Annotated in this window: 15 protein-coding genes; 6 read left to right on the top strand and 9 right to left on the bottom strand. The window is 43.7% G+C overall.

The window, feature by feature from the left end; genetic code table 11:
* Positions 1 to 56: 56 nt before the first annotated feature.
* Genes rsmA through V144x_RS01605 form a run of 4 tightly spaced genes read right to left on the bottom strand, consistent with a single transcriptional unit; the run spans position 57 to position 3,577 of the window.
* Positions 57 to 977, bottom strand: a complete 921-nt coding sequence (gene rsmA, locus V144x_RS01620) for a 16S rRNA (adenine(1518)-N(6)/adenine(1519)-N(6))-dimethyltransferase RsmA (protein ID WP_144980415.1) — start codon at positions 975 to 977, stop codon at positions 57 to 59.
* Positions 964 to 1,581, bottom strand: coding sequence for a riboflavin synthase (locus tag V144x_RS01615; RefSeq protein WP_144980412.1), 618 nt, complete (start codon positions 1,579 to 1,581; stop codon positions 964 to 966). Before V144x_RS01615 ends, rsmA begins: the two co-directional genes overlap by 14 nt.
* Positions 1,582 to 1,635: 54 nt before the next feature.
* The gene (gene pssA, locus V144x_RS01610) at positions 1,636 to 2,523 is read right to left on the bottom strand and encodes a CDP-diacylglycerol--serine O-phosphatidyltransferase (RefSeq protein ID WP_144980409.1); all 888 of its coding nucleotides are present in this window, start codon (positions 2,521 to 2,523) and stop codon (positions 1,636 to 1,638) included.
* Complete coding sequence (locus tag V144x_RS01605) at positions 2,510 to 3,577, bottom strand: phosphatidylserine decarboxylase (RefSeq protein ID WP_232102681.1); 1,068 nt, start codon at positions 3,575 to 3,577, stop codon at positions 2,510 to 2,512. The genes pssA and V144x_RS01605 overlap by 14 nt, the downstream gene beginning before the upstream one ends.
* A 479-nt stretch (positions 3,578 to 4,056) precedes the next feature.
* On the opposite strand from V144x_RS01605, the gene eno reads away from it, so the two are divergent.
* The 3 genes from eno (at position 4,057) to V144x_RS01590 (ending at position 6,737) form a co-directional block, all read left to right on the top strand.
* Entirely contained in the window at positions 4,057 to 5,331 is a 1,275-nt protein-coding gene (gene eno / locus V144x_RS01600; protein ID WP_144980406.1) for a phosphopyruvate hydratase, read from the top strand.
* 224 nt (positions 5,332 to 5,555) lie between these two features.
* A complete protein-coding gene (locus tag V144x_RS01595; RefSeq protein WP_144980403.1) occupies positions 5,556 to 6,152 on the top strand; it encodes a hypothetical protein in 597 nt (198 codons plus the stop codon).
* 249 nt (positions 6,153 to 6,401) lie between these two features.
* Positions 6,402 to 6,737, top strand: a complete 336-nt coding sequence (locus tag V144x_RS01590) for a hypothetical protein (protein ID WP_144980400.1) — start codon at positions 6,402 to 6,404, stop codon at positions 6,735 to 6,737.
* Here the strand turns inward: V144x_RS01590 and V144x_RS01585 are convergent, their stop codons facing one another.
* Positions 6,738 to 7,454, bottom strand: a complete 717-nt coding sequence (locus V144x_RS01585; protein ID WP_144980397.1) for an OmpA/MotB family protein — start codon at positions 7,452 to 7,454, stop codon at positions 6,738 to 6,740.
* A 348-nt stretch (positions 7,455 to 7,802) separates the two neighbouring features.
* On the opposite strand from V144x_RS01585, the gene V144x_RS01580 reads away from it, so the two are divergent.
* Positions 7,803 to 8,990, top strand: a complete 1,188-nt coding sequence (locus V144x_RS01580) for a ribonuclease D (protein ID WP_144980394.1) — start codon at positions 7,803 to 7,805, stop codon at positions 8,988 to 8,990.
* 45 nt (positions 8,991 to 9,035) lie between these two features.
* On the top strand, positions 9,036 to 9,491 hold the full coding sequence (locus tag V144x_RS01575; RefSeq protein WP_144980391.1) for a hypothetical protein: 456 nt from the start codon (positions 9,036 to 9,038) through the stop codon (positions 9,489 to 9,491).
* 48 nt (positions 9,492 to 9,539) lie between these two features.
* Here V144x_RS01575 and V144x_RS01570 read toward each other — a convergent pair whose 3' ends face one another.
* The 4 genes from V144x_RS01570 to V144x_RS01555 all read right to left on the bottom strand — a co-directional run bounded on the left by V144x_RS01570 (position 9,540) and on the right by V144x_RS01555 (position 15,295).
* The gene (locus tag V144x_RS01570; protein ID WP_144980388.1) at positions 9,540 to 11,033 is read right to left on the bottom strand and encodes a DUF4339 domain-containing protein; all 1,494 of its coding nucleotides are present in this window, start codon (positions 11,031 to 11,033) and stop codon (positions 9,540 to 9,542) included.
* Between the two features lie 305 nt (positions 11,034 to 11,338).
* A complete protein-coding gene (lnt, locus tag V144x_RS01565) occupies positions 11,339 to 13,234 on the bottom strand; it encodes an apolipoprotein N-acyltransferase (RefSeq protein ID WP_144980385.1) in 1,896 nt (631 codons plus the stop codon).
* Positions 13,235 to 13,451: 217 nt separating this feature from the next.
* Entirely contained in the window at positions 13,452 to 14,666 is a 1,215-nt protein-coding gene (locus tag V144x_RS01560) for a molybdopterin molybdotransferase MoeA (RefSeq protein ID WP_144980382.1), read from the bottom strand.
* Positions 14,667 to 14,689: 23 nt separating this feature from the next.
* Positions 14,690 to 15,295, bottom strand: coding sequence for an anthranilate synthase component II (locus tag V144x_RS01555; RefSeq protein WP_144980379.1), 606 nt, complete (start codon positions 15,293 to 15,295; stop codon positions 14,690 to 14,692).
* Between the two features lie 443 nt (positions 15,296 to 15,738).
* Between V144x_RS01555 and V144x_RS01550 the strand changes: the two genes are divergently transcribed.
* Complete coding sequence (locus V144x_RS01550; protein ID WP_144980376.1) at positions 15,739 to 17,589, top strand: polysaccharide biosynthesis protein; 1,851 nt, start codon at positions 15,739 to 15,741, stop codon at positions 17,587 to 17,589.
* The last annotated feature ends 203 nt before the right edge of the window (positions 17,590 to 17,792 follow it).

The following is a 17,792-nucleotide window of genomic DNA, read 5'->3' as shown; positions in this document are numbered from 1 at the left end:
CAGATTAATTTTCAATCAACGATCTCTAAGATAAATCCTGAATCAGAACAGAACTCTTAAACGTTTGCCTTCTGTGTGACTTGCTCATGAAATGAATTTGCTAATTCAATCAAGCTAGGAACGGTGAGTTCTTCCGCGCGTGTTTTTTCTTTCACGATCCCATGCTCTAATAAAATAGAATCCACTTCAGACTTAGAGAGTTGCTTGCTATACATTCCAACGAGTGTACTACGCATCAACTTTCGTCGGTGCTGAAACACGCGCCTCAGAAAATCCTGGAAGAAAACTCGATCTCTAATCTTTTTCTTGAGTGGTGGATTCGGAGTTAATTGTACGATGGCGGAATCGACTTTCGGTCGAGGCCAAAATACAGTGGGTCCTAACTTTTTGAGAAGCTTGACAAAACATTGTGACTGTAACCAAACCGACAAGGCACCGTAGTTAGAAGTCGAAGGTTTGCAGGACATCTTCAATCCAAGCTCATACTGAATCGTGACCACCATGCGATCCCAGGGAAGATCAGAAGCCACGAGGTTGGAAACAATAGGAGTTGCGATATTGTAAGGAAGATTAGCCACAAGCTTGAGACGACTACCAGGATTTGCCTCTAGTTGTTCATCAATCGCAGATAGCACCTGAGGCGACAGGTTATTTTTATTTTTTAATGCGTCGCAGTTGAGCAATGTGACATTTTGATAGTTTTGAATGGCTTCACTCGCCAGCGTATACATATTCTGATCATATTCGACTGATATAACATGTTTTGCCTGCTGGGCCATAAAGGTCGTCATTCCCCCTGTTCCCGTGCCGACTTCCAGGACGATGTCGTTCGGTTGAATATGGCCATGATCGACAACGTACTCAATAATATTCAGATCAATCAGAAAGTTTTGTCCCAAATCAGAGCGCGGGTTAAAACCATGCTGCTCAAAAAGCTGCATTAAATATGATCGAGTCTGCCTATCATTGTCTTTCATTGAAACCATCAAGTCTTAAGGGAATCAGTTTTTGCACATACTTCCCGAGTATATCTGTTTCGATATTCACAACACTGCCAACCTGTTTTTGGCCTAGTGTGGTTACTTCCAGTGTATGCGGTATTAACGCTATACTGAAAGCAGCCGGTTGGCAATCCACGATGGTCAAACTAATTCCATCTACTGTGACCGATCCTTTAGGTACCATTTGCAGGGAAAGTGCTTCAGGTACTTCAAACCACATGGTGATCCACTCACCATCCCTGTCTATGCACTTGATCGAACCAACGCCGTCGACGTGCCCTTGAACAAAATGGCCTCCCAAGCGACCATCGGCTGCCAAAGGACGTTCAATATTAACCTGGTCACCCTGTGATAACAGTCCCAAGTTAGTTTTCCCAAGGGTCTCTGCCCCTGCCTGAAACTTAAGAGTACCCGAGTTAATTTCAACAACAGTCAGGCAGCATCCGTTAATGGCCACACTATCACCAATGTGGGCATCATTCGTGATGAGCTCCGAAATCTCAAGAGTTAAATCGATAGCAGAGCCGTTCTTTTCTAATAATTGAACGGTACCCCGATCCTCGACCAGTCCCGTAAACATCGGTGGCAGTACCTTTGGGGTTCGATAAATAAGGGGATAAAACGTGTTAGTGTCTCAGATTTGTTTTGATTTGTATAGTCGCCCAGAGATAACTTCTCCCCAAAAAGCATGAATTGGCGCGGAAAACGCGAAATAACAGAATAAAACGGGGATCGCCAATTCGCGGACCAGGAAAATCAATGCAAAGGAAAAGACCAACTGAATGACGTGTCTTCGACTACGTTGACCTGTGAACAATTGGTTAAACACATGGGCATACTGAATCCGTGTAACCATCAAAGCAGCTACTGCCAAAGTAATCCAGGGGAGCGACATTTCAACAGCTGGTATTAGCCATAGAGAGACTGTCTGTGCAAATGATTCCGGTTCGGAATCTTCAGCCAACTTCTGAAGCCCTCGCATCGCAATGGGAAAAGAGGCAACAGTTCCCGCGGCAGCCGGCGATGGAAGCCCGCTAAAGCCTTCATGAGTGTCGTCTTCATCCGTTTCCACATTAAATCGAGCTAACCTTAGAATCGTGCAGACAGCAAACAGGAGTGCAATCACCCACAATAACCGCGGATGGTACTCGGTTCTGAACTGAACCATTTGTAGCATCAGAAATGCGGGGGCTATTCCGAAGCTAATGGCATCACACAGGCTGTCGAGTTGTGCTCCAAATTCACTCGTCTGATTGGCCCAGCGGGCAGCACTGCCATCCAGTGCATCAAACAGCATCGCCACAAAGATGAGAACCGCTGCAACAAACAAATGCTGATTATCGAACGAATTGTATATTCCGGGGGAAGACCCCAACATACGGGTTAATCCACCTCCGTTGGCAGCCTGACCGAGGTATTCCGGACCGACTTTTGCCGCATAAGTAATTGCACCAAATCCACAGGCAGCATTACCCAACGTTAACAACGTCGGAAGTACTGCAATCAGTTTACGCTTCTTCATTAATTTCCTCGGCAACTGACGGATTCTTGTCATGAGATGATGCATATCGTGCCAGAATCGTAGAACCGGCCTTCAGTTTATCACCTGGCTTTGTCAGAATTTCTAACCCTTCCTCTTTCGGAAATACAATTACGGTTCGTGAACCTAACTTAATCATTCCAAACTGATCTCCCTTACGTAATTTGTCTCCCGGTTTCAGTCGGCATACAATACGTCGGGCTATCGCTCCGGTAATTTGCTGAACCAGCATGGGTCTGAGGACAGGATGTGGCATTTGTAAATAAATTTCTAACCGCTCATTTTCACGAGCCGATTCAGCGCGCAGCGCATTCAGGCATTTACCTGGTTTATAGGCAAGTTTAATAATTTTACCTGTTACAGGCATGCGGTTAATATGGACATTAAAGATGGAAAGAAATATTCCAATTTCAATCGCTGGCCCGCCAATGAAATCATGATGCTCTATTTCTTCAATCGTATCAAAAGTACCGTCGGCAGGAGAAACAATGAGCTCGTCACCTTCAGGAACGACACGCTTTGGATTTCGAAAGAACCAGACGATTTCCAGACCGAATAAACACAACGTCAAAACCAGTAACCAGCCAATCGCTGTAAGAAATCCTGGAAGTTGGCTTGTTAGAATAAATCCTATACCAAGGAGGGCACCTCCAAAAAACAGAATCGAAAGCACAATCAGTTCTGCCAGACCTTCGCGGGCGAAGGGAAGTTGGCTTCGGTAAGTGAAAGGATCATCATTCTTATCCCAGTAGTAGCCTCCTTGATTTTCGTAATATTTTAGATCACGTGGATCAAGTACATCATGTGGACAAGGATTAAAATCACCTTTGCGAGTGTTTTCCATTTGATTTACATAGCCACGACGAAACGTCTTCAACCAAAATCGGCGCCAATTTCCCCACAACATTTCTAAATTGATAATGATTCCCCCCCCCGGCTGTATTGTTTTTAGCTGGGGGTCCATCGGTTCCACAGGAAGTTCCACATACGATTTTTGATCGGTATTCTGTTTTATGTTTGGAGAAGTCGAACTCATAAGGAGATTTTTCAGTTGATTTGTAGTGCAAATAGGATCCAGGAGTTGTTTTACTGAGTGCATAGGCTGGAACTCGAACGCTCCAGTTTAACATGATTAATCCCGGCTGACGAGATTGGGCTCTGATCCGAGGTATTTTTAATTCGTTTTCGTTAGGATTCTTTATTTGAATCCAAACAACTCATTCAATGCGTTTCTTTTCTATGGCTGTCGTAAAATAACGGAGACATTCCTGGTTTATTGATATTCTGTGTTCAATTTGCATCTGTAGGCCTGGTCATGCTTTGGATGATTTATCGAACCAGTTATTTTCCTGGGTCACTGAAAGATTCATACAATCTAAACTCAGTCATTTGAGCTTGTACTAAATTTCTGCTAAAAATGTGATTCTCCAGTTAAATTACATCAATAAATGTTGATACGACGCCAGTTCAACAGATCAAGTTTGTCTATTAGAAGTATTTGAGGAAACACATACGATGAGTATTGCCATTAGTTCCGTTCATGCCCGTGAAATTCTTGACAGCCGCGGGAATCCCACAGTTGAAGTGGATATTGAGTTGGAAGATGGAACTGTAGGTCGGGCTGCCGTCCCCAGCGGGGCCAGCACGGGAATGCATGAAGCCTGTGAATTGCGTGATGCCGATCAAAAAGACCGGTATCTCGGTAAGGGTGTTCAACAGGCAGTCCAGAATGTTAATACAGAGATTGCGGACGTGCTTGTCGATTTGGATGCCTGTGATCAATTACTGATTGACCGCGTAATGTTGGATCTGGATGGAACAGAAAATAAGTCACGTTTAGGAGCGAATGCAATCCTGGCTTGCTCCTTAGCTTCAGCTCATGCCGCTGCACATGCTTCTGATCTACCATTGTTCCGTTATCTGGGTGGAGTCGGTGCAAATCGGCTACCTGCTCCGATGATGAATATCATTAACGGTGGTGAGCACGCCAGCAATGGAATTGACCTGCAGGAATTTATGGTAATGCCACTGGGTTTTGACAACTTCAGTGACTCGCTGCGTTGTGGAACGGAAATTTTTCACTCTTTGAAAAAAGTACTTTCCTCAAAAGGGCTGAGCACAGCCGTCGGAGACGAGGGGGGATTTGCACCTGATCTCCCTAATAGTGAAGATGCAATCGATGTTATTTTAACCGCTATCGAACAAGCGGGTTACAAAGCCGGTGATCAGGTGAAGATTGCCTTGGATGCCGCATCGACTGAGTTCTTTAACGCCGAAACGGGAGTCTATACTGTGGAAGGGCGAGAATTCGATTCCGCAGGCATGGTTGACTTCCTGGCTGGATGGGTTGATAAATATCCGATCTGTTCTATTGAAGATGGTTTGGCAGAAGACGACTGGGATGGTTGGAAAGCTCTGACAACTCGTCTGGGTGACAAAGTCCAACTGGTAGGCGATGACTTGTTTGTAACGAATCCCAAACGATTACAGAGAGGTATCGATGAGGGGGTTGCTAATAGTATTCTGGTTAAAGTCAATCAGATTGGAACGCTGTCTGAAACAATCGAAGCCGTTCAGTTAGCGGGTCGAAATGGTTACACAGCTGTAATGAGCCACCGTTCTGGTGAAACTGAAGACACGACGATCGCGGATCTCGCCGTGGCTTTGTGCACCGGTCAAATCAAAACAGGTTCTGCAAGTCGAACAGATCGTATTTGTAAGTACAATCAATTACTGAGAATCGAAGAAATTCTGGGAGCTGAGGCCACATTTGGTGGAACAATTTCCTGAACTCTCTAGTTATTGATCAATTAATTCTGCTTCCCTTCGAGTCATCGGAGGGAAGTTTTTTTGTGCATTTCAGCAATCGGAAAATTAGTAACAAAGAGAACAATCGATCCAATTTATCGGTTGATGAAGAGTCTTACCCCACTATGTCGATTTTTATTCAAGAGAGGGAAATGTGAGGCCGCATCGTGCATTTTTAATTTAGAACAAAGCCGGGTTTGAGTATTGTGTTTGGCAGAGAAAATCAGAATGAGGAATCCAGTTTTGGCTGGATCATTTCGCTAATATTCTGGATCTTTCTATTTATTGCTGCCAGCTTATTTGCTTCGATTGTATTAGCTCCTCGTTATTTGTCCTATTTGAATTTGCGTAACGAATATCATGCGAATCAGGTACGGTTAGTCACTTTAGAAAACCAAGTCGAATACCTGAGGCAAGTAGCCCATTCTTTAGAACATGATCCTGAATTTCGTTCTGAGGTAGCCCGTGTAGATTTTGATGCAGTTCGTCCTGGAGAAGAGCGAATTGCTGTCGAACCAAATCTGGCATTAGATATACCTGAATGGAACCCGAATCATAAGATTCCTTTAACCAACGGGTTTTGGTATCTACCAATTTTAAAAGTACTTAGTGAAAATCAGAAGGTTCGCTCATCCATATTGCTGATTGCTGCAACGATTGTTGTTTTATCATTCACATTCTTGCATGAATCTCAATCACGACAGTTGGAGACTATAACTAGATCAACACGGAACATGGTCGGATGCGTGCTTTCGAGGTATCGAATCTCAGAAGAATCCCTTGAAGAAGATGGGAGTGGATAAATCAAAGCAATGTCATCAGTCACATTATACCGAATTTGCGGATGATACTATGTAATCCACCTTCGGCGATTCTGCCCTTTTTACACAAGACCCCTGTTGTTCGGATTAGGTCTGGAATAGCTCCCAGTGGGATCAAATCTCCTACAAAACAAATAGTTGAATTCAAAATCATTTTGGCTGATATGATCAGATGACGATTTCAGACAATAGAAGCATTTAAGACTATTCATCAGTGAAGGGCATCACGTAATGGAACGGGAGTCAGAGACTGCTATCTCATTATTAGCAGAATTCAGACTGAGACGTTGGGCGCGGATGCATTATGTTCCATCTCACCAACGGAAAGAATCATGGAATCCCATTGTATTAGATGAGATGAGAATAAAGGATCAAGAGATGGAAAATACCACAAAAGAGAATAGTATGAAAGCACGTGTTTCATCTATGTATGTGCCACTAGCCCCTGATGTAACGTCTCGGATTGATGAAGCACACAATGAAATCTCAACTCCTCATATCTTAAAAATAAAAGACGCACCATCTCGTCAGTTTCATAGCAAGTCAAATGAGTTGGTAGGCGAGTAATCATTTTCTGGAGCCGACGTAATCTTCAACAAAGGCATCCAGCAGTAAAACATCTAGCCGATCCATTTGCTCCGACTTTTCATCGCCAGACTGATGCGTTGGTTCATAGTCAGCAGCTGCGGTGATTCTGATCCGTTTTGGCGCAATCCCTTTCTGAATCAAGTACGCCATTACATGACGACCACGGTCATATGTTAATACAAGTTTATCTTTTATTGGCGAATCTGCCGGCAGCGGTTCTGTTGAGGTGTGAGACCTCAACTCAATTTTATTTGGTTTACCAGCCAGCTCTGGAACGATTTCGTCTAACTTTTCCTTAGACTCCTGATTCAGTTCAATCGCCGTCTGGTTATAATAAAGTTGCTTTCCCACTCTGAGAGGAACTCCCTCTCTGGTTCGGTAAACTCTGACATCTTTTCCTTGAATGGAACGCGTCTTGATACCACCTCGTCCTCTCTCTGGGCTATCCGTATAGGCACCTAACAGGCTCATTTGTTCAACAAGCGAGTTCATCGGAAAATACTTGCCAGGGGGTGCCACCGGCCCCGTACGGTAACCGGTGTATTTCTGAATGGATTCCAGAATGGACCGATACTTTTCATCGTTGACGATTTCGCTCAGAGAAACCAACATGATGAAAAAAGTCAAAAGTAGTGACATCATGTCACCATAAGTGACCACCCATTCCGGAACTCCCGGTGGACCATCATCTTCCATGATAATGTACTCCTAGAGCGGTTTTGTGAGTTGGGATGCCTACCGGCAGAAATTGCCGACGGATAAAAGATTTATGTTTCCTTTATATACTGAATCGTCACTGCTGCCAGTTCAACTTACCGGATTTTTACCAAACGACTCGACTTCTAGGGCATTTTATGAAGAAAACTAGGTGTTTCCGGTCTCATAACAAACAAATCAAGAGCCACAAAATGTTCCTCAGTTCATTGACGAATATAATAAATATATACAACATTAGGATTTAAGAACGAAATAAGAAAACTCATTCTAAAAACAGTCAGACTCTCAGCCTGACCTATCTGACCCGAAAAAGGAAACAATCGAAGGATGTCGAACCCTCTCATTGTTAAGCAGTCTGAGTTTCTCGCATTATGCGATCAAATTTTGGACGCCGGCATCGTTGCATTTGATACGGAATTTGTTTCAGAGTTTACCTATCGTCCAGAACTTTCTCTGCTACAGTTTGCCTTGAATGGTCAGACCGTTGCCGTCGATCCTTACCAGGTAAAAGATTTGTCCCCCTGGTGGGATATTATGACGAACGAGTCTACCACCGTGGTCGTACACGGCGGGCGTGAAGAAGTTCGATTTTGTCGTCATTTTTCTGGAAGCAAACCGCAAAAACTGATTGACTTACAAATTGCCGAGGGATTGAGGTCTCGAAGCTTTCCCATTTCTTATACTGCATTAGTTGCGCGCGTACTCAATGAAAAAGCAGGAAGTAAAGAGACTCGCACAGACTGGCGCCGTAGACCGCTCACACAGCAGCAAATTAAATACGCCTTAGACGATGTAAAGTATGTACTGAAGATCTGGAGAATACAGGAAAAGGAATTAAGGGATCTGGGTCGAGTTGAGTGGGCAGAAGCCGAGTTTCAGCGGATGATCGATGAAGTGAATTCCGAATTCCACCGTGAAAACTGGCGACGCCTTTCTGGACTTCATAAATTAAAGCCTCGCGAACTGGCCATCATTCGGGAATTATTTGATTGGCGAGATGAAGTGGCTCAGGAAAAAGATCAGCCCGCACGCAGAATCTTGCGCGACGATCTATTAATCGAGTTGGCCCGTCGGAAACCAGCCACAACCCAGGATCTGATTGCCACTCGTGATTTAAATCGTAAAAACATGTTCAAACTGGCCCCAGAAGTCGTAGAACGTATCGCCAAGGCACAGCAGATTCCCAATAATGAACTTCCTCGACTTATCGAGAATCCGAATACTCAGCAAAATCAAGATGAGCAGGTCATTGGAAAGCTATTAGGCATCGCATTGGCAAATCGCTGTGCAGAAATGAATGTTTCTCAAACACTCGTCGGAACATCAGCCGACTTAAGGCATCTCGTTCGCTACCATGTCTATCGCGAACATAGTGAGGAAAAGCCACGCCTGATGGCTGGTTGGCGCGCTGATGTCTGTGGCGAGCTACTGACGGATGTGCTCGACGGTAAAATTTCCATGCGTGTTGCTGATCTTGAGTCTGATCATCCTTTGCATTTTGAACGACAAGATTAAAATAGTCTTTCACTAAACTGGTGATTACAAAGAAAAGGCGAACAAATGAAACAGCTTCTTTTAATAATCATAATTCTGACATCTGGTTCAAAAGTCTATTCTGCAGAACCCGCACCGGAAGAAGATTATCAGAAGCTGGAAGGAATATGGAGTAGAAACGACCAGGACTCTAAAGGGGGACCACTCAGAGTGGAACAGGAGCTCAAACAAAAAATTTCCACTCTCAGAGTATATGACCGCAATGGAAAGTTAATTCATTCACATCAAGCAAAATTTCAGTTGCAACGAATGACTGACGTGAATGTGTTCACGTATTATGACCTGCAAGTGTTAGAAGGACCAAACAAAGGTAAACAACTAAAGACACCTCAATCGTTTGTTTACCGCGTAAGAGATGCTCAATTTATCCAGGCAGAAGGTCTTTTAAGAAATGATAAAAGACCCTTGAAAACGCTAATCTGGTGGAAAAAGAAATTGCCTGAGCCGCCCCAAGACGTTTGAGTAACTAGGAATTTTAAAGTCGGTAATGATATAACATCGCTCTCAACATTATTTGTTTAAAATACGTTCCGACTCTTTAAGGTGCTTTTCAAATTTTTCCTGAGCACGATTTTCTTCTTTGTTAGCGTTATCGATCATAGGATACAGGTAATCTCTGCCTGCCCATAGTAAGTGTTGCAAATGAGGGCGATCAGAACTTGCGCTTGTTTCCAGTTCCTCAATAATCGGTGTCAGTTCCGTCTTTGTTTTATTTTTGAAGCTGTTATATTCAGATTCACTGGCATTCTTTTGTTGAAGCGCAAGAAATTCTTTGTATACGCCCTGAAATTTTTCCAATTCTGCATGCCCACCCGGTCCAAACAAGCTGCCAAGGGGTACAAAGTAGAATATAGCCACCAAAACGATCACAGCGGCCGCACCACCGAGAATCTCTGGCTTCATCAGTGGACCTAAAGCTTCAAGTGGGTTGGATCGCGCAACTTTGATTTGTGGTTTCGGACGTACGGGAGCCGGAGGTGTCGCAGGAGATGTACTCGTTGGCACTTTCGGAGGAGCGGGAGTCACCGCTACATCTTTCACCGGCTCTGCAACCAGTTTAGATTCTTGCTCTTTCGATTCTTCAATAGTCGCAGCTTCGTCAGCCGTTTCTGGATCTGCTGGTTTTTTCAATTGCAGTGCTTCAATTTGCCAAGCCTCAAACCACTCGCCTTTTCGACCTAGTTTGAGTAAGTCCGTCGACTCGATGCGTGCTTGCTCTGCCCATAATTTTATCTTATGGGCTTCAATGGGGCCGTATCCCATCCCTCCCAGTTTACAGAACCATTTTTGTCTCGAACGTACTTTGAGAATCGGCGGTTTGGCTGGCTCGTTAGCTGCGGTTGATTCTGAAGGTATTTCTGCAACTTGTTCTTCACTGGTAGTATCAGTTGATGCTTCGACCGTACTCTCGGATTCCGCATCTTCCGAGTCTAACACATCTACATTATTACCAGCCGAACTTAGGAAGACGACAGTCCGCGCAGGAATCCATTCTGGTTCTTCCGAAGATTTAACATCATCATTAGGTGCTAACTCACCATCAAGTAGAAGCTGCGTCAGGTCATCTGCAGACATGGGCCCCAATTCCTGATTTAGAACTCGGCAAAACCATTGAATGTTTTGATGTTTACTTCTGACGGCTTCAAGTGTAGCAAAGCGGGGGAGTTGTGACTCGAGTTCAGAAGAGAGTTTGTCTTCTTCTTCAATAATCGAAAATCCATCCAGGCTGGGAAGATCTTCCACTTCCTTAACCCCATAGGAAGAGTCAACAATGGAAAACTCATCAAGTGAAGGCATCTCATCGATTGGTGAGGAAGAATTATCAGAATCTTCCTCAAATAATCCACCGATTTCCTGTGCAGGAAACCAGTTCCCAGACTCTCCATTCTTTATCTCCATTTGAGGTTTTAATTTGCCTTGATGTGCCATGGCAAATAATTCTTCAAATGAGATTGGCCCACAAGTTTCGTCTGATTGCTTATAATACCAGCTGTCCAATGCCATTTTTCTGAAACACTCTTCGTTGGATCAAAGTTGATTGAAGTTTGATATTGTTGAGAACAACGCAAAAAATTGCGTTTCCTGAGTATCATTTTAACTGGAATGATGGGGCACAGCTCTATGCTTTCTACTGTGTTTTTTGCAAAAACTAATAAAAAGCGCTATAGGAGCAATCAATCGAGCTGCGCATTGAAGAAGTATTCAGATGTATTGAGGTTTAAGCGACCAATACTCGAACGTTATCGATCAAATATCGGACCGCTATTCAATATCCTGACAGTGGCTAAGTGATTTCAGAAGAGGTGTGATTAAGACTTCACCGTGACTGGTTTTCGTTTTAGAGTTAGTAGAGCCATAAAAAATACGAACAACGTAAAGAAACAGCAGGTTCCAGCAAACCAGTCACCATATTTCGTGTAGAGACTTGTTCGATGATCGAGTGGAATCGTATCGATGACAACCGCATTCATTGATTTATTCCAACGACCTGTTTTGGCATTCACAAATGTGGTACGTCCTTGATTATCGCCATCTATAAAGACATCGGGCTCGATAATCATACCATCTCCGTCAATCACTGCCGAGATGCCGGTATTCACGGCTCGTACCATGGGCGTTCGATTCTCAACACAACGGAAAGCAGCTGTAATCAAATGTTGGTCTAATTCACTCGAGCCATGAAACCACCCATCGTTTGTCAGGTTAATAAGGCAGTCGACAGAGTTACCCGCTGAATCAGACTCAAATGACTGGTTCATCATCGTGCGAACCAGATGCGGTACCGTATCTTCGAAACAGATAATCGGAGCAAAATTCCAATTTTGATATTCGAAATTAGCAGCATGTTGTCCCGGATCAATACCAAAGGATGCACCGTAGGGAGTAAAATATTGTAAGATTGGTAAGGTGTCTCTCAAAGGCAAATATTCACCGAAGGGAACTCGGTGAACTTTATCATAGCGTGAAACGAGACCATAGTCAGGACGTACAAAGACGGCGGAATTAAAGTGCTTTACTTTAGAATCTCCAGCCGCAATAGTATCCAGTCCAATTACCAGAGCTGCATTGGCTTCCTGACTCATGTTACTGAGTGCTTTTCGGACAGATGGTTCATTCCATTTTTCTAAAGGTATTTCGGGAGCGATCTTTTGTAATTCCTGATTAGTTTTTCCGTTACGCTCGATTAAGGGCCAACGGAACATTGTTTCCGGCCAGATGATTAGGTCGGGCTGATAGCGAACCGCTGCACCCATTAAAATCTGATGCTTCAAATAGATTGACCGCCACTCACCAGGGTCATGTTTAACAGATGTCGGAAAGTTACCTTGAATTAATGCTGTACGTGGTCCCTCTTGAAATGCAGCCTGTGAGCGACGAACGTATCCGTATCCGAGAACAGCAAAAAACAGACTCAAGCAAACTGCAGTCTGAATGATATGTTTTAAGCCAGTCTGATCCATACTCTGCTCCTCAGTATTAAGTTTCATCGGAAACAGTTTGAATCGTCTCATCAGAGAAGCAGGTACCAGATCTGCGAAACAGGCTGCTAACAGCACTACCAAAAAGCTCACTCCATAAGCGCCTGTAATATCACTGATCTGGATGAGTTCGATCCAGCGATATTGCGTATGTCCGATGTAGTACCACGAGAACCCGGTAAGTAAGTAGGCGCGCATATATTCCAGCCCAACCCAAATGACGGGAGCAGCTGCCGGTAATGGAATGTGAAAACGATGAACGGCAGTGCGTGTGAGCACAACGAATACAGGAAAATAAATTGCGACATATACCGCTAGTGCAAACCAGGCGATATACATGGTGGGGTCACCTAACCTCATCCACTGAAATGACACAAGGGTGAATAAGAACCCGGAACAATAGATGGCCGAATACATAAAACGTGTCTTACGTGGAATTCTCACGAGAAGCAAAAGTGGAATCAGGCAAACCCATCCCAGCGGACCAATATCCAGAGGAGTAAAGCTAGCCCACATCAGACAGGCAGTGAGCCCCGACATCAGCCAGGCACCTAAAGCTGGAGCTGGAGAAGTGCGCGCGGTATTGATGATTTTTTGAATGTCCTTCCCCAAAGGGAGACCATTCTGCGAATCTTCTTTCGAAGGCACATCTTCAGACACGGGAGATTTTTCCGTCGATGAGTGATCAGAGTGAGAATTTTCAAACGTCAGGGTGCTAAAGGCCATGATTTCCGTCCTTGGAATCTGATCTTAAAAATTAGGTTTTTTAAAACCTCAGTGAGTGAAACGTCATGTTCCAACTAAATCTCTACTACTTACTACGCGACTTTTATGATCCAAAATAGGGCCATTCCAGAAAAATGGCCTGATTTTGACTCTGATCAAGGTGATTTTTACTGAAAACAGTCATTTCAGAGTAGATCAATTCTGGGAGAAACTGCTACTACCATAAAAAAGTATCAACCTTATCACCTGCCTGATAAAGCTGATTTCCAGCAGGAAACAAAGCGACGGCATTCGCGTTTACCGTTGAACGTAAGTCGGCTGAACCTAAGGTTTTCAGGGGAGAAACAATGGCTTCACCATCTTTCCACTCAACCTGAGCGGGGTGATACATCGGACGGTTTCCTTTAGATTGAAATTCGAATTGCAAACGAGCTTGCACAGGAACCGCTTCTGGTGTGGGAAAACCCATGAATTGTCGAATCGCCAATTTTACAAATAATTCAAAGCAAACCATGCTACTGACCGGGTTTCCGGGTAATCCAAAAATATAACAGGGAGTTCGGTTTGCTTCCTCAAGAATTCCAAACCAGAGTGGTTTTCCCGGCTTCAAATTTACTTTATGAAACACCTGTCGCACACCAGCTGCCTGTAGTTCCGAAGGAACCAAGTCTAGTGTACCTGCAGAAACACCACCTGAGAGTAAGAGAAAATCGCTCTTTAAACCTTCAAGAATTTTTTCTCTTAAATGATTTCGTTCATCACGTGCGATTCCGAGGGGAATCGCATTTGCCTGTGATTGGACAATTTGTGTGTGTAACATGATTTCATTTGAGTTACGGATCTGTCCCGGTTGAGGTGGTTGCTCTGGTGGAACCAGTTCGTCGCCGGTTGCCAAAATAGCAAGACTTGGAGCACGCCGTACAGAAACAAAGGGACTACCTGTTTCTGCTAAGGCTCCTATTTCCTGAGGTCTGAGAAATGTCCCCGCTTCAAGCACAGTGGCACCGGCTTCGAGTACAGAGGATCGATAGAGCATATTTTTTCCGGGAGTTACCGGAGATGTTTCAATTTGTACGGCCTGTTGCTTTTCATTAATTATACAATGTTCAATTTGAACGACAGCATCTGCTCCTTCTGGAAGGGGAGCGCCGGTCATAATTTGCGAAGTTTGTCCCGCTTGCAGAGGTAACGTTGGAACACTGCCAGCATAGATTGTTTCCTGAATTTGCAGTGTTGCCTCACCGGTCGGTAAATCAGCACTTCTGACTGCAAACCCATCCATCAAAGCTTTATCAAATGGGGGGACGTTCACATCACTGACGGTTCCCTCCGCAAGTACGCAGTGATAGGCTTCAAGCAATGAACACTGATGTGGGGTAACTGGCTTTACCGTTTGCAAAATCAGGTGAAACGCCTCTTGAACACTCAGCATGCTAGATCTCTTCCTTATACTGTTCAAGCATTGGTTAGTTGTTCTGCTGGAAGTTGGAGGAAATTTTTCAATAGTGTGACTCCCTCCATGGTAAGAAAGCTTTCAGGATGAAATTGAACCCCATGCACAGAATACTTTTGATGGCGGATTCCCATGATTTCTTTGGGATATCCCTCTTCTTCTACCCAAGCACTGATTTCAAGCTCATCTGAGAAAGAAGCTTCTGGAACAATCAAACTGTGGTATCGTGTTGCTTGAAAAGGAGAAGGGAGATTTTGAAAAACACCAGTTCCATCATGGTGAACCAGGGACACTTTTCCATGCATCAGCCGATTCGCACGAATGACTTTTGCACCAAATACTTCAGCAATACATTGATGTCCCAGGCAAACGCCAAGAATGGGGACTTTTCCAGCGAAATATTGAATCAACTCTTTGGAAAGCCCTGCCTCGCGAGGAGTGCAAGGGCCCGGAGAAATAATAATCTTTTCCGGGGAGCGCTGTTCCACTTCTTCAATCGATGTCTGATTGTTACGAACAACCTGTATATCCAATGAAGGATCTATTTCCCCGAACCGTTGGACAAGGTTATAGGTAAAAGAATCGTAGTTATCGAGAACAAATAGCACGGTACACCTTACAGGTTACGAGGTTGAATCAAATCACACTATTGATTGAGGCTTTATCATAGTTAACTAAAATCAGAAAAGCGACTTGTTTGAAATAGCTACCTTATAAGTCATTTAAAGGCTTGATAAGTTTAGGTTTAGTGAGAGTCTCATCAAAAATCAAATATCAGGATAATCGAATGAAAATTCTGCTTAATAATAAAGACAAGGTATTTACTGCATTGTTCTTATTAAACTTGATGTTGACTGAAAATACTAAAAATTGTTATTAACCCTGTCCATCTCCAAACTTTCTGCAAGCGAAAGTAGCCCTTTGTACACACCGCTTGTTTCGTAATGTATTTTGATTAGAAACTCGCAACTTTAGGAGTTAAAGGTTGGGCTCCAAAACAAAGCCAAATTGGCTACAAAAATTTAGAGTAACACATCGCCAGGTCTTTTGGATGGTGGTATTTTTGCCGATTTTTTGTGCGATTTACTACCTCTCGTTTTGGCTGCGCTTTGAGAGCCAACTCAATGTTGATGGTGTATTAGGGGAAAATGGCTTTCGAATGTTTCGTTCGACTGTCTTCTGGGCTGTCGGTTTGAAAACATTCACATTCTGGAGTAGCGGTGTTTATAAAATACGAAGCCGCTACATTACTGTTCTGGATCTGGTCAATCTCGCCAAAGCAGTCACGCTGAGTTCAGCAGGCCTGGCATTAGTCGATTATCTGATTTTCCCCAATATCATGATTCCCCGTTCTGTATTTCTAATTGACTGGGGTTGCACTATTTTGACCGTTTGCGGATTTTGTGCCGGAATTCGCTTAGTTCAAGACAGCAGTCGCATTTTTCGCCAGCAAAGTGATTGCAGACCTGCGTTCATTATCGGCGCTAATGAATCTGGTGCTTACTTGCTCCGAACGATCGAACGGAATAAAAAATCATGTTTGAACGTCGTTGGTTTTCTGGATGATCATACAAACCGAATTGGAACGCGAATTAATGGGGTTCCTGTTCTTGGATCTTTGCAGGAGATGTGTTCTCTGGCACAAAGATATGAAGTTTCAGACATTCTACTACCAGCTGATGAAATTCCGGGTAAGACAGTTCGTCAACTTGTTGAGGATGGTAATTCAGTCGGTATTCAGGTTCAAGTACTCCCGAGCTATCAACAATTACTGTCTGGTAAAGTTGAAATGAAACCACGTCCTGTTTGTATTGAAGACCTGTTAGGACGAGAACCTGTTCAACTCGACATGCAAAATATTTCTAATTGGATGGACAACCGAGTCTTGATGGTAACAGGTAGTGCAGGAAGTATTGGATCAGAAATTTGCCGTCAGCTAATGCAGTTTTCTCCCAAGAAACTGATTCTGGTAGACCGAACTGAAAACAGTCAGTTCTTTCTGGAACGTGAATTATCCAAACTGGGATATGATAGACGATTTGATGTTGTTATCGCGGATATTAACGACTCAAAGCGAATGCGAGCCGTGATGCAAGAGTACCAGCCTGATATTCTATTTCACGCGGCAGCTTATAAACATGTTCCACTTATGGAAAGTAATCCCGGAGAAGCTGTCAAAAACATCGCACTCGCAACGAAACATCTGGCAGACCTGGCAGAGGAGTTTGAAGTTGGCACTTTCGTGATGATTTCATCAGACAAGGCTGTCAACCCAACCAATGTGATGGGGGCCAACAAACGGATTGCTGAACTCTATGTCCAATCTCTGGCTGCACAATCAAAGTGTCATTTTGTGACCGTACGTTTTGGGAATGTTCTAGGTTCAACAGGCAGTGTTGTGCCGATTTTTACTCAACAAATTCAGAATGGTGGCCCCATTTCGGTAACAGACGCTCGAATGCAACGTTACTTCATGACGATTCCAGAAGCTTCTCAATTAGTAATTCAAGCAGGCGCTATGGGACGCGGTGGAGAAATTTTTGTGCTCGATATGGGAGAACCTGTTCGTATTATTGATCTGGCTGCAGACCTGGTTCGTTTATCCGGTTTGAAACTAGGCGAAGATATCGAAATTGAATTTACGGGATTGCGTCCCGGCGAAAAGCTCTATGAAGAATTACATGTGGATGGAGAAAAGCACGTACCTACATGCCATCCCAAAATTATGGTCGCTGAAAAAGTCAATTTCAGCGAACAATTCATTCATGAAGCATTTCAACGACTTTCTGAGCTCACCGAGCTACCTTCGGATCTGATTCTGCAAGAAATTCAAAGAATTCTACCAGAATTTCAGTCTACTTATACTACGCATGGTGAAGAGCCTTTAAAAAGAGCCGCTTAATCCACGCTCGGGAGATTTGTGCTTCCATCATCATAATGAATTGCACAAATCTTCAAATGGTCAAACAATTTCTAACACGACCAACCTCCCTCCAACAGATTCATTATGTCCTGATCAAAACTTAGATCTGGCCATTCCTTTGACGAATAGCACGCTCGTACCAATTGTGCTGATTGCACAAACCAAAGAGACTACAAAAAGAC

The organism is Gimesia aquarii, from assembly GCF_007748195.1.
Classification (GTDB): Bacteria; Planctomycetota; Planctomycetia; order Planctomycetales; family Planctomycetaceae; genus Gimesia; species Gimesia aquarii.
Note: the sequence above shows the minus strand (reverse complement) of the source record. Positions and strands in the feature narration are given on the sequence as shown.

Coding starts and splice junctions, on each gene's coding strand:
- V144x_RS01605 (WP_232102681.1), bottom strand. CDS start 3,577: ATGAGTTCGACTTCTCCAAACATAAAACAGAATACCGATCAAAAATCG.
- rsmA (WP_144980415.1), bottom strand. CDS start 977: ATGAAAGACAATGATAGGCAGACTCGATCATATTTAATGCAGCTTTTT.
- V144x_RS01575 (WP_144980391.1), top strand. CDS start 9,036: ATGAAACAGCTTCTTTTAATAATCATAATTCTGACATCTGGTTCAAAA.
- V144x_RS01570 (WP_144980388.1), bottom strand. CDS start 11,033: ATGGCATTGGACAGCTGGTATTATAAGCAATCAGACGAAACTTGTGGG.
- V144x_RS01550 (WP_144980376.1), top strand. CDS start 15,739: ATGGTGGTATTTTTGCCGATTTTTTGTGCGATTTACTACCTCTCGTTT.
- V144x_RS01560 (WP_144980382.1), bottom strand. CDS start 14,666: ATGCTGAGTGTTCAAGAGGCGTTTCACCTGATTTTGCAAACGGTAAAG.
- V144x_RS01615 (WP_144980412.1), bottom strand. CDS start 1,581: ATGTTTACGGGACTGGTCGAGGATCGGGGTACCGTTCAATTATTAGAA.
- V144x_RS01585 (WP_144980397.1), bottom strand. CDS start 7,454: ATGGAAGATGATGGTCCACCGGGAGTTCCGGAATGGGTGGTCACTTAT.
- pssA (WP_144980409.1), bottom strand. CDS start 2,523: ATGAAGAAGCGTAAACTGATTGCAGTACTTCCGACGTTGTTAACGTTG.
- V144x_RS01590 (WP_144980400.1), top strand. CDS start 6,402: ATGGAACGGGAGTCAGAGACTGCTATCTCATTATTAGCAGAATTCAGA.
- eno (WP_144980406.1), top strand. CDS start 4,057: ATGAGTATTGCCATTAGTTCCGTTCATGCCCGTGAAATTCTTGACAGC.
- V144x_RS01580 (WP_144980394.1), top strand. CDS start 7,803: ATGTCGAACCCTCTCATTGTTAAGCAGTCTGAGTTTCTCGCATTATGC.
- lnt (WP_144980385.1), bottom strand. CDS start 13,234: ATGGCCTTTAGCACCCTGACGTTTGAAAATTCTCACTCTGATCACTCA.